This window comes from Streptomyces tubbatahanensis (assembly GCF_022699385.1).
Classification (GTDB): domain Bacteria; phylum Actinomycetota; class Actinomycetes; order Streptomycetales; family Streptomycetaceae; genus Streptomyces; species Streptomyces diacarni.
The window spans coordinates 4,147,653-4,159,496 of sequence record NZ_CP093846.1 but is presented as its reverse complement, the minus strand read 5'-3'; the positions used below and the strand labels follow the sequence as shown (position 1 = coordinate 4,159,496).

Annotated in this window: 9 protein-coding genes, 1 tRNA gene and 1 other RNA gene; 2 read left to right on the top strand and 9 right to left on the bottom strand. The window is 72.6% G+C overall.

What is annotated here, in order from left to right:
- Positions 1-24: 24 nt before the first annotated feature.
- The 6 genes from MMF93_RS17920 to ffs all read right to left on the bottom strand — a co-directional run bounded on the left by MMF93_RS17920 (position 25) and on the right by ffs (position 6,308).
- Entirely contained in the window at positions 25-1,305 is a 1,281-nt protein-coding gene (locus tag MMF93_RS17920; protein WP_114013965.1) for an aspartate kinase, read from the bottom strand.
- 210 nt (positions 1,306-1,515) lie between these two features.
- On the bottom strand, positions 1,516-2,184 hold the full coding sequence (locus MMF93_RS17915) for a DUF5063 domain-containing protein (RefSeq protein WP_114022128.1): 669 nt from the start codon (positions 2,182-2,184) through the stop codon (positions 1,516-1,518).
- A 49-nt stretch (positions 2,185-2,233) separates the two neighbouring features.
- Positions 2,234-2,833 carry a recombination mediator RecR gene (gene recR / locus MMF93_RS17910; protein WP_114013963.1) on the bottom strand — a complete coding sequence of 200 codons (600 nt, stop codon included), beginning with the start codon at positions 2,831-2,833 and terminating at the stop codon, positions 2,234-2,236.
- A gap of 210 nt (positions 2,834-3,043) precedes the next feature.
- Positions 3,044-3,379 carry a YbaB/EbfC family nucleoid-associated protein gene (locus MMF93_RS17905; protein WP_114013962.1) on the bottom strand — a complete coding sequence of 112 codons (336 nt, stop codon included), beginning with the start codon at positions 3,377-3,379 and terminating at the stop codon, positions 3,044-3,046.
- 125 nt (positions 3,380-3,504) lie between these two features.
- A complete protein-coding gene (locus MMF93_RS17900; protein WP_242752815.1) occupies positions 3,505-6,093 on the bottom strand; it encodes a DNA polymerase III subunit gamma and tau in 2,589 nt (862 codons plus the stop codon).
- Positions 6,094-6,213: 120 nt separating this feature from the next.
- Positions 6,214-6,308, bottom strand: an RNA gene (gene ffs / locus MMF93_RS17895) — signal recognition particle sRNA small type.
- 107 nt (positions 6,309-6,415) lie between these two features.
- Between ffs and MMF93_RS17890 the strand changes: the two genes are divergently transcribed.
- Positions 6,416-6,500: transfer RNA gene (locus MMF93_RS17890), tRNA-Ser, on the top strand.
- Positions 6,501-7,059: 559 nt separating this feature from the next.
- On the opposite strand, the gene MMF93_RS17885 is transcribed toward MMF93_RS17890, so the two are convergent.
- Entirely contained in the window at positions 7,060-7,227 is a 168-nt protein-coding gene (locus MMF93_RS17885) for a hypothetical protein (protein ID WP_242752814.1), read from the bottom strand.
- A 1,259-nt stretch (positions 7,228-8,486) separates the two neighbouring features.
- Positions 8,487-9,533 carry a hypothetical protein gene (locus tag MMF93_RS17880; RefSeq protein WP_242752813.1) on the bottom strand — a complete coding sequence of 349 codons (1,047 nt, stop codon included), beginning with the start codon at positions 9,531-9,533 and terminating at the stop codon, positions 8,487-8,489.
- Between the two features lie 220 nt (positions 9,534-9,753).
- On the opposite strand from MMF93_RS17880, the gene MMF93_RS17875 reads away from it, so the two are divergent.
- Positions 9,754-10,191, top strand: coding sequence for a DUF4913 domain-containing protein (locus MMF93_RS17875; protein WP_242752812.1), 438 nt, complete (start codon positions 9,754-9,756; stop codon positions 10,189-10,191).
- 391 nt (positions 10,192-10,582) lie between these two features.
- Here the strand turns inward: MMF93_RS17875 and MMF93_RS17870 are convergent, their stop codons facing one another.
- Positions 10,583-11,695 carry a hypothetical protein gene (locus MMF93_RS17870; protein ID WP_242752811.1) on the bottom strand — a complete coding sequence of 371 codons (1,113 nt, stop codon included), beginning with the start codon at positions 11,693-11,695 and terminating at the stop codon, positions 10,583-10,585.
- Positions 11,696-11,844 lie beyond the last annotated feature (149 nt).

Sequence of the window (11,844 nt, the reverse complement as noted above, 5' to 3'; positions counted from 1 at the left end):
AGACCCCCTGACAGGCCACAGCGGTCAGCGTCCCGTGCCGCCGTAGACCACGGCCTCGTCCGTGTCACTGTCCAGCCCGAAGGCCGAGTGGACGGCGCGGACGGCGTCGCCCACGGACTCCTCGCGCGTCACCACCGAGATGCGGATCTCCGAGGTGGAGATCAGCTCGATGTTCACCCCGGCGTCGGACAGCGCCTCGAAGAACGTCGCCGTCACACCCGGGTTGGTCTTCATGCCCGCACCGACGAGCGAGATCTTCGCGATCTGGTCGTCGTAGCGCAGCGAGTCGTAGCCGACCTTGCCCTGCGCCTTCTCCAGCGCCGAGATCGCCTTCTTGCCCTCCGCCTTGGGCAGCGTGAAGGAGATGTCCGTCAGCCCGGTGGAGGCCGCGGAGACGTTCTGGACGACCATGTCGAGGTTGATCTCGGCCTCCGCGACGGCGCGGAAGAGCGCCGCGGCCTCGCCCGGCTTGTCCGGCACCCCGACGACCGTGACCTTCGCCTCGGACGTGTCGTGTGCCACACCCGAGATGATCGCCTGCTCCATCGACTCTTCCCCTTGCCCGTCCGGCTGCTCGGTCGTGACCCACGTGCCCTTCAGGCCGGAGAAGGACGACCGCACGTGGATCGGGATGTTGTAGCGGCGCGCGTATTCCACGCAGCGGTGCAGCAGCACCTTGGAGCCGGACGAGGCCAGCTCCAGCATGTCCTCGAAGGAGATCTGGTCGATCTTCTTCGCCTTCTTCACGACCCGCGGGTCGGCGGTGAAGACACCGTCGACGTCCGTGTAGATCTCGCACACCTCGGCGTTCAGCGCCGCCGCCAGCGCCACAGCGGTGGTGTCCGAACCACCGCGGCCCAGCGTGGTGATGTCCTTGCTGTCCTGGGAGACGCCCTGGAAACCGGCGACGATGGCGATGTTGCCCTCGTCCACCGAGTCCTTGATGCGGCCCGGGGTGACGTCGATGATCCGCGCCTTGTTGTGCGCGGAGTCGGTGATCAGACCCGCCTGGCTGCCGGTGAACGACTGCGCCTCGTGGCCGGCGGATTTGATCGCCATCGCCAGCAGGGCCATGGAGATCCGCTCTCCGGCGGTCAGCAGCATGTCGAACTCGCGCCCGGAGGCGACCGGAGACACCTCTGAGGCGAGGTCGATCAGCTCGTCCGTCGTGTCACCCATCGCCGATACCACGACGACAACCTGGTTGCCGTTCTTCTTGGCTTCGACGACCCGCTTGGCAACGCGCTTGATGCCCTCGGCATCGGCAACGGAGGAGCCGCCGTACTTCTGCACGACAAGGCCCACGTGTGCTCGCTCCTCGAATCAATTCCCGGGACCCCGGCGCTCCGCGCGACGCTGCCCGGAATGAAGGGATCCACTGATCGGCTCAGTGTAACGACCGGACAGGTTCCACACCCGTCCGCGGAATCCCCTGCCCGCCGCACCACGGATGACACAAAAACGTGACTCTGTTCACGATGCGCGACCCGTGCGGTGCGAGCGCGCCCTGTCGGCTCAGGCGTTCTTGAGGCCCAGAGGGACGCCGATCTCGGCGGCCATCACCTCGCCCGCCTCCGCCTCGAGAGAGCCGTCGCCGTCCTCGTCGGCGGCGGTGCTGTCGGTGTCCAGGCCGTCCAGCTCGTCCAGCGGCTTGTCCAGCCGTACGTGAGCCACCAGGGACTGGAGCGCGCGCAGCGCGGCGGAGGCGGTCGGTCCCCAGTTCGACAGGTAGGAGAACTGCCACCACCACAGGGCCTCGCTCACCCGGCCCGCGCGGTAGTGCGCCATCCCGTGCCGCAGATCGGTGATGATGTCGGCGAGATCGTCGGAGATCCGGCACGCGACGGGCGCCGAGCGCGGCACGTACGGGTCGAAGACCTCGGAGTAGACGTCCACCGGGTCCAGCAGCGTGGCAAGCCGCTCCCGCAGCTCGTCCACGTCCGGCTCGGGCCCCACGTCCGGCTCGTACCGCTCGTCCGGGACGATGTCCTCGTGCGCGCCCAGCCGGCCGCCCGCGAGGAGAAGCTGCGAGACCTCCAGCAGGAGATAGGGCACGGCGCTGTCCGGCTCGTCGCCCTTGGCGACCTCCGCGACCGAGACGATGAAGCTGTGGACCTGGTCGCTGATCTGGACCGCGAAGTCGTCGGGGTCCTGGGTGATGGCGTTCAGCGTCGCATCCGACATCGGGCAACCTCTCCCTGCGCTCGCACTTCGAAAGCTCACACGTCGGAGCTCACACGTCCAGGAGCCGCCTTCCCTCGAAGGCCCTCCCCAGGGTGACCTCGTCCGCGTACTCCAGGTCGCCCCCGACGGGCAGGCCGCTCGCCAGCCGCGTCACCTTCAGTCCCATCGCGGAGACCATCCGCGCCAGATAGGTGGCCGTCGCCTCGCCCTCCAGATTCGGGTCCGTCGCCAGGATCAGCTCGGTGACCGTCCCGTCCGCGAGGCGGGACAGCAGCTCCCGGATCCGCAGGTCGTCAGGACCGACACCCTCGATCGGACTGATCGCCCCGCCCAGCACGTGGTACCGGCCGCGGAACTCGCGGGTCCGCTCGATCGCGACGACGTCCTTTGGCTCCTCGACCACGCAGATGACCGACGGGTCACGGCGCGGATCGAGACAGACCCGGCACTGCTCCTCCTGCGCGACGTTGCCGCACACCGCGCAGAACCTGACCTTCTCCTTGACCTCGGTCAGCGCGCCGGCGAGCCGCCGCACGTCGGCGGGCTCGGCCTGCAGGATGTGGAAAGCGATCCGCTGCGCGCTCTTGGGACCGACGCCGGGCAGCCTGCCCAACTCGTCGATCAGGTCCTGGACCACGCCTTCGTACACGGATGGCTCCCGCCTGCACGCGCCGCCCGGGCTTCTCCCGTCCCGAGCAGGTCTTGTTCTCTGAGTACGTTAGTGGCCCGTACGGGCCACCACTAGCCACTGCCGGCGGGCACGTGGGCCGGCGGGCCGGCGGCCGGACCGACAGACCGCGGGCCGGAACCCACAGCGCGCCGTGGGTCCGGCCCCGGGTTGGGCCCGGGTCCGGGTCCGTCAGAACGGAAGACCCGGCATCCCGCCCATGCCCTGCGCGAGAGGACCGAGCTTCTGCTGCTGCAACTCGGCAGCCGCGCCGTTCGCGTCACGGACGGCCGCGAGAACCAGATCGGCGAGGGTCTCCGTGTCCTCGGGGTCCACGGCCTTCGGGTCGATGACCAGGCCCTGGAGCTCCCCGGAACCACTGACCGTCGCCTTGACCAGGCCACCGCCCGCCGAACCCTCCACGGCCGTCTCGGCCAGCTCCTGCTGCGCCGAGGCCAGATCCTGCTGCATCTTCTGCGCCTGCTGCAGCAACTGCTGCATGTCGGGCTGCCCACCACCGGGAATCACGATCGGATCGCTCCTGGCTCACTAGACGCCGTACTGAACGTCCCCGAGCCTACGTGCTCCACTCCCTGCGGGCGCCCCGCCCCGGACAACCGCCGAAGGCACCCAACGCCCGGCTCCCCCACCGGTCACTCGTGCTGGAACTCCTCTATCACCGTCGCACCGAGCTCGCGGACGATCAGATCGTGACCGGAGAGAGCCGAGTCGTCCAGATCGGGATCGTCCTCGGCGGGCATGTCCTCCTCCAGCCCGGCACCCGGCGAGGACGCGGGAGCGGACGGCGGCGGAGAGGGAGGCGCCGAGGCCTCGGGCTCGGAAGCCGGAGAGGGCACCGGAGCCGACGGCGGCGCCGGAGCCGCCGCGGGCCCGGCGGACCAGCCCGCCCCGCCCGGAGCCGACTGCTGCGGCGGGGCAGCCGACCACTGCTGGGGCGGCCCCGCCTGCGCCGGCGCCGCCATCGCGCCGCGGGTGCCCCCACCGCCGTTCGAGCCGGACCCCGCGCCGTACCCGGAGCCCGGCCCGTTAGGGCCCCCCGGACCACCGCCGCTGCCGCCGCCCGCCCCGCCGGAGGGATCGACCAGCGCTTCGACCTGCCACTGCACGCCGAGCGCGTCGGTGAGCGCCTGCCGCAGCACCTCGTCGCTGCCGCCGCCCGCGAAGCTGTCCCGCGCGCCGGCGTTCGGGAAGCCGATCTGGAGCGTCTTGCCGTCGAAGCCGACGACCTGTGCGTTCTGGCTGAGCAGGATCCAGGTGAACCTGCGCCGGTTCTTGACCGCCTCCAGGATCTGCGGCCACATCTGACGGATCTGCGCCGGGTCGCCGCCCCCGGCGGGGGCGCCCCCGCCGTTGGTGGGGCCGCCAGCGTTGGCGGGGCCGCCTCCGGGCGTGGGGCCGCCAGCGTTGGCGGGGGCGCCACCGTGCGTGGGGCCGCCAGCGTTGGCGGGGCCGCCTCCGGGCGTGGGGCCGCCAGCGTTGGCGGGGGCGCCACCGGGCGTGGGGCCGCCACCGTGCGTGGGGCCGCCTCCCGGCCGGGCGCCGGGGTCGGGGGCCGACCCCGATGCCTGCCCCTGCCCCTGTTCATGTCCTTGCGCCGGAGCCGTTCCCGTCGGGCCTCCGCTCGTCGCCGGCGGTGCCGACGGGGCACCGGCGCCCGGTACGGCCGCCCCGGGCCACGCTCCCGGACGCCGCGCGGGCTCGCCGGTGCCCGCACCGGCGCCTCCGCCGTCTCCGGGCCCCGTCCCACCGGGCCCCGTCCCACCGGGCCAGGCACCTGGGCGGCGCGGAGGCTCGGCCGCCGGGGTGGACGCCGGTGCGGCGGCTGCGGCAGCCGACCCGGCGCCGGGCCCGGGCGCGGGCCCCGGCCCCGCGTCGGCGGGGGGCGAGGCTCCCGCGCCGCCTCCCGGAAGACCGGACTCGTCGTCACCGGAACCGGACGCGGGGCCGGACGCGGGGCCGGACGCGGGGCCGGGATGCGGCCCCACGGCGGCGGGGGCCGGCGCAGCAGCGGGGGCCGGTGCGGGGGCGACGGGGCCCGGAGCGGGGGCGGCGGCCCCCAGCGCGATGCCGCGCTCCAGCCGGTCCAGCCGGGCCTGTACGGAGCGCTCGTCCCCGTAGGCCGCGGGCAGCAGCACCCGCGCGCAGATCAGTTCCAGCTGGAGGCGGGGCGAGGTGGCGCCCCGCATCTCCGTCAGCCCCGTGTTGACGAGATCCGCGGCGCGGCTGAGCTCCGCGGCGCCGAAGACCGAGGCCTGGGCCCGCATCCGCTCGACGACGTCGCCAGGCGCGTCGATCAGCGCCTTCTCGACCGCGTCCGGGACGGCCGCGAGAATCACCAGGTCCCGCAGCCGCTCCAGCAGGTCGGTGACGAAGCGACGCGGATCGTGACCGCCCTCGATGACCCGGTCGACGATCTCGAAGGCCCGCGCGCCGTCGCCCGCGGCGAAGGCGTCCACGACCTCGTCCAGCAGCGCGCTGTCGGTGTAGCCGAGCAGGGCGGTGGCCATGGTGTAGGTCACACCGTCGTCGCCCGCGCCGGCGAGGAGCTGGTCCATCACCGACATCGAGTCCCGCACGGATCCCGCCCCGGCCCGCACGGCCAGGGGCAGGACCGTCTCCTGGACGGGGATCCGCTCGCGCTCGCACACCTCGGCCAGGTAGTCGCGCAGCGTCCCCGGCGGGACGAGGCGGAACGGGTAGTGGTGGGTGCGCGAACGGATGGTCCCGATCACCTTCTCGGGCTCCGTCGTCGCGAAGATGAACTTCAGGTGCTCGGGCGGCTCTTCGACGACCTTGAGCAGCGCGTTGAACCCCGCGGGGGTCACCATGTGCGCCTCGTCGACGATGTAGATCTTGTACCGGCTCGAGGCCGGCCCGAAGAACGCCTTCTCCCTCAACTCGCGGGCGTCGTCCACACCGCCGTGCGAGGCGGCGTCGATCTCGATGACGTCGATCGATCCCGGCCCGTTCCGCGCCAGGTCCAGGCAGGACTGGCACTGACCGCACGGCGTCGGCGTCGGACCCTGCTCGCAGTTGAGACAGCGGGCCAGGATGCGGGCGCTCGTCGTCTTCCCGCAGCCGCGCGGGCCGCTGAAGAGATACGCGTGGTTGACACGGTTGTTGCGCAGCGCCTGCTGCAGCGGGTCGGTCACGTGCTGTTGCCCGATGACCTCCGCGAAGGTCTCGGGGCGGTAGCGGCGGTACAGGGCGAGGGACGACACACCCCCGACGATATAGGCGACCACCGACAAGCGGCGCCAAGTGGCCCACCTCACACGAGAGCCCCGGCCCCGACGGGCACAGCCCCGCGTGCCGCTCCGGGCCCGAGCCCGACCCGGCACGCAAACGCCCCCCACGCACCCGCCAGAGCCAACCTACCCTTGCTGCCTTCCGGCCCTGGGGGAGTTCAGTCAGATAGCGCCACGTGAGGGGCTGACGCCAGCCTACCTGATCCCCCGCCCCACCGACGACCTCCCCACCCGCCCACCCCACCTCCGGGTGCGGGTTCGCGAGCACCCCTCAACGTCTTGTATTGTTTGCGGCGGAGGATTCGCCTAGTGGCCTAGGGCGCACGCTTGGAAAGCGTGTTGGGGGCAACCCCTCACGAGTTCGAATCTCGTATCCTCCGCCCAGCCTTCACCGGGCTGAACGTAGGGCCCCACCGCTCCGGCGGTGGGGCCCTACGTCGTTCGTGGTTGCAGTTGGGCTGACCGGCAAGAAGACCACGGCCGGGCCGTAACGGGGCCCGGTGGGGTACGAGGCGGAGGTGGCGGCCCGGCATGTTCTGGGCCGCCTCTTGGTGGGGGGCCGGACGGCCGGGTCCGTCACTCCGGGCCTGGTCCGCCTCCTCGCCCCCGGGAGCGTGCGCGGGCACCGGCAGCGGTACGGGGCGTGCACCAGGTCGGGTTCGTCAGCCCCGGAGCCCCGACGGGCGGCCTGGTGACGGCGGCCGGGGGCTGCTCACCTCAGAAGCGGCGTTCACCTGTGCCTCGGCCCCGCACATCAGGTGACACGTCCGACTCGGGCCGGCGGTGTCCGGACACGGAACGCCGTCCGGGCCGCTGGCCGCCTCCTCCGGGGGAGGCGGCCGGCGGCCCGGGTCAGTTGATCTCAGCGGCACTCATCCGGTGAACGCCGCGTACCGGCAGGCGGCGCGGAGGCAACGGGCCACCTCCGCGGCGCGCTCGCTACTTGCTGCGGCCCTGGCCGCCGCCACGCCTGCGCGTGGTGTTGTCCTGGTTGTTGCCGTAGGACGACATACTGCTCGTGTTGGAGCGGCGAAGGCCCTGGCGGTCGTCGCTGTTCCGCGACGACCCCTCGCGGACGGGCTCTCGCGAGCGGACGGGCAGGCTCATGGTCGGGTTCGCGACCGGCTCGGGGCGGGTCGGCGGCGCCTGGGGAGCCCGGCTGGAACGCCGCTCACGCCGCTCGCTACCCGGCGCGCGACTGGAATCGCGTGGCGCACGACTGGAATCGCGCGGTGCACGACTGGAATCGCGTGGCGCACGGCTGGAATCGCGCCGGGAGCGACGTTCCTCGGACGAACTGCTGGAACCACTCATCGACCGGGGAGCCGCAGACTGCGGAAGAGTACCGTTCCAACTCGGCGGCGGGCGGCGGTCGCGATCCGCACGGGGAGGCCGCACCGCGCGGGACCGCTCCTGCGGAGCCGCGCTCGAATCCCGCCTGCGCCGCTCGCCCTCCTCCGGCGCACGGCTCCTGCGCCGCTCGCGCTCCTCCGGCGCACGGCTGGAATTCCGCCTGCGCAACTCGCTGTCCCCAGAGCCCCGGCCCCGGCCCCGGTCGGATCCGCTGGCGCGTTCCCGCCCAGACATCTCGTAAGAAGCACCGAACGGATCACCGAAGCTCGGGCGTTCGAGCTGCGGCGCCGGCTCCGCCGCACGCTCCTCCGCGCGACGCGCGCGCTCGGCCTCCGCCGCACGGGCCTGATTGGCGTTGTAACGAACCCTGGCGTAGTCGCCGGCCATTGCCACGCCTTGCAGTGTGGCACCGGCCGCCCTGGTCGCGGGGTCGCGGCCGAAGGCGTACATTCCCGCACCGGTGGCCCTTGCGGCACCGAGTGCGGCGGCGAAGACGTCCGGCGGATCGTTGGGGTGAGGCCGCAGCGCCCTGCGACCCTCCAGGAAGACCGTCCGCACTCCGGAGCCGCCAGTGAGAGCGACGCCCCAGTTGTAGGTGGAAGTCCAGCCCTGGTCCGCATCGTCTCGGGCGGTACCGGTGGCCTGCAGGGCCAGCCCGGCGGAATCCAGGGAGTCGACGGCCGTGTCCACGACGGCGGGCGTCCTGTCGACCACCCACCGCCCCGTCCGTCCCGCACCGTCGAGCGCGGAGGTCACAAGTTCGGATCCGCGGATTTGGTGCGCCACGTTGTACACAGTGTTGTACCACGTTTGGGACTGGTATTCCTCGGGTGGGGGTGAGGGCGATCGGGATTCGCCACGTTCGGGGTCGGGCTCACGACGGCGCCGGCCGCGTCGGTCCGGAGGAGTTGTCATGGTGTGCTCTCCGTCCTCTGTATGAGGTTCACCTCCTTACTACGGGGGTCGGACTTCGGTGGTTCACGGTGCTGCCCGGTGCCGGAGCCGGCACGCTGTCACTTCCTCCCTATGGACTGGGACTGCCGCTTCGAGGCCGCCGCCTCCCAGTGCTGCTTCGGGGGCTGGCTGCGCGGGGAGTTGCCGTGGGGCGTCGGTCCTGCCGCGCGGGACTCCCGTGCGGCGGCCGAGACGGCGTTCTGGTCGAAACCCGGCGTGCCGGATCGGCCGGCCCCGAGCGCGTCCGTACTCGTCAACGAGACGCGGCGCGCGTTCGGCTCGCTCCCCAAGCCGCGCTTCGACGTCGCCTCGTCGGTACGGACGGCCAGGGCAGGTCGCCGGAAGCGCTCCGGCGACGCTTCGGCGCTCCGGGCCTCCTGACCCTGGACGGGCGCGGCGCCAGAGGCCTGAGCAGGTGCGGCGTTACGGGCCTGTACGGGTGCGGCGTCCCGGAACAGGGTGGGGTCGGTCTCCCGTCCCCAGCCCGACTGCGCGCTCTGCGCCGGGGCGGTGCGCCGCGCCGCCTCCTCGACCGCCTTCAGATGCCGGGCCTGGGCCTCGCCCGCGATCGCCCCCATCACGGGCAGCTCCCCGCGGTCGTACGCCGCGGCGTACTGCGGGTTCTGGGTGATCATCTGCAGCGCGGCCACCTCGACCAGTTGCTTCTCGAACGCGCCGAGTTGCTGGTACCGCTCGAATGCGGACCGCTGGTCGGGCTGGTGCGCAGCCTGTTGCGCGTACCGCTGCTGGGCCGCCTGCTGTTCGTAGCGCGAGTCGTACTGCTGCCCGAGGTGCCGGCCCGGCTGCTGCTCGTGCCCCTGCTCGGGCGGCCCGTGACGGTGCTCCTCACCGTCGGCGCCGCGCAGCCTGACCCGCAGCTCGCGCACGGCGCGGACCATCCGGCTCGCGGCGCCGCTGCGCCGGCGTTCGGTACTGGCCCGCGACGGGGCGGGGCGGCCCTGCCGTCTGGCCGCCGCCTGGTCCCGTGCGGCCATAGCGCGCGCCCCGTCGCGGTCGGCGCTGATCTGCTGGGCCGCGAGCTGGTCGGCCACGGCGAGCTCATGGGCCAGCTCGTAGGGGTCGAGCCGGTCGGTGGGTTCGGACATGGTCGCGTCCTTCGGTCGGGTCCGGCGTGGACAGCGGTACGGCGGAAGCCGCGGCCGGCTGGGCGGTGACCGGCGGGGGCCCGGACAGGGCTGCGTGGCGGCCCTGTGTCCCGGTGGTCCCTGCCCTGCCCGGGGCGGGGCCGGTGGTGAACCGAGCCCCCCGCGCGCACGTGGTGGTGGCGTGGCGACTTCGATGACGACAGCGGCGGGAGAACAGACGATGATCGAGCCTGAGCCCGAGCCCGAAGAGAACTCCGGTACGGAAGAGGGCGCACCGCCCGCCCCCCAGCCCGAGTTCATCCTCTATCTGGGCGGACAGGACTACGAGGACGCGCTCTTCCAGCTGGTGGAGTGGACGCACAACGTGCTGCTGCCCGTCTACGGCAGGGAGATCACCTCCACAGCGCTGTGGTGCTCGCGCTGGTGGGAGCACCCGGAGGCGGTCGCACAGCTCCACGGCCTGTGGCTGGCCTGGGCGGAACTGTCCAACCCTGCGCAGGACATGACGGGCCCGGCCGCATGGCACCGCGACTTCCTGGGCCCCGTGATGGCCACCCTGCGCGACCCTATGGGGCCCTTCGCCGGATGCAAGCCAGGCAACCACCGGCCGAAGGAGATCCCGCAGATGGAGTCGCCCTTCGTGGCCGCCGGCGCCTGAGCGGTCGTCCGGTTCGTCAGGGCAGGCGCCGGCCGCTCCGCGCGGCCGGCGCCGGTGGTGTCCACCTCGTAGGGGGGAGGACCATCGGGCGCTTCACCTGACGACCGTGCTTCTCCGACCTCGCGCATGTGCACCACTTCCTGACGTTCCACTGGTCACAAGTGGCCGTGCCCGGCGACCTAGGGCCGACGTGGGGGTATAGCGGTCCCCCCCCTGCTACGGAGCGGACCGCGCGGCGGTTCATCTCACCGGACGCCGGGCCTGCTGCCGACCTCGATCAGGCCGAACCATGCCTCGAGTCCGCATCTCGTGTCCTCCGCCCAGCCTTTACCGGGCTGAACATAGGGCCCCACCGTTCCGGCGGTGGGGCCCTACGTTGTCGGCAGGTGTCTCACGTCGACGGGAGGTTTGGGACCTTGACGTTCACCTCGCCGCAGCCCGCGCGCTTCGCCTCGGTTTTGACGTAGGAGGGGAGCACGGTCAGAGCCAGTGACCTGCGGTCCCGGCCCGGGCCCCGTGCCGTGTCGTCCGTCTCGTCCGCGGGGTTTGGCTCCCAGGCCACGAACGCGGCGCGGCCACGCTGGCAGTCGGCCGTGTAGACGGCAAGGCCGGCCGCGTGTGCGCCCTTGCCGTCGCCGCCGAGAGGGGCGGCCCGCTCGCCGAGTACGTGGGAGACGACATCCGCCAGCTGCGGGTCAGCGACGGTCGTCAGGCGGATCCTGTTCAGGGCGAAGGGCCGCCCCACGTCGCAGGAGCGGACGCCGCCGGTGACGGGCCCGTCCGGTTTCGTGCCCGGGGTGGTGCGGGCCGCGGACACGTCTTCGCCGCGTGCCCAGCCGGGCAGTTCCACGCCGTGGAGGCCGCACAGCCGGTCGTTGTCCAGTGCCTTGACGCTCTTCCCCTCCGGGGGCCCTGGCAGCTTCGGCGGGTCCGGGTACCGGCCCTCGCAGCCGTACCTTTCCATGACCCCGTTCGCCAGCCGCACGACCGCGCGGGACATCGCGTCGAGGCCCCGCCGCGCGTCGACCTCGTTCACGGAGTCGGGGTCGGACGCGCCCGAGGCGAGCGTGACCACCCGCAGCGGCGGTTTCTCGCCCGGCTCGTACGACCGTTCGTGGCAGCTGGTGGGGAGCGCCACCCAGGCGCGCTGGGAGGACGCCATGCCGGTGATCCCGTCGCCCAGCGGCGTCATACGGGAGGAGAGGTACTGGCGCGTCCAGTCCCACGCCTGCGCGCCCCTCAGTTCGCCCAGTGTCCGCACCGAAGCGGTGACCTCGGACTCCAGTTCGTCGGAGCCGAAGCCCTGCATGCTGCACTCCGTGTGCATGCTGTCCTCCGTCGCGCGGCGCAGCGGCAACTCGTCGCTGCGGACGTCCGTGTCGGTGAACAGGGCCTCCGCGACGTCCGGCGAGAGCGATCCCCAGCACATGTCCCGTGGTGCGAAGGGCAGGTCTCCGGCGCGCCAGCTCATGAAGCCGGTGCCGAGCAACGCGCCGACCAGCACGCCGACGACGGCGATGCCGCCCCGGCTGCGGGCCGTCCGGCGCAGGCGCCCCGGGGGGGCCGGGTTCGGAAGGCGGTGCGGCGGTCGCGGGGTCCTTGGGGTCGTCGGGGCCCTGGGGATCGTCGGTGATCTTTGGGCCGTCGGAGTCC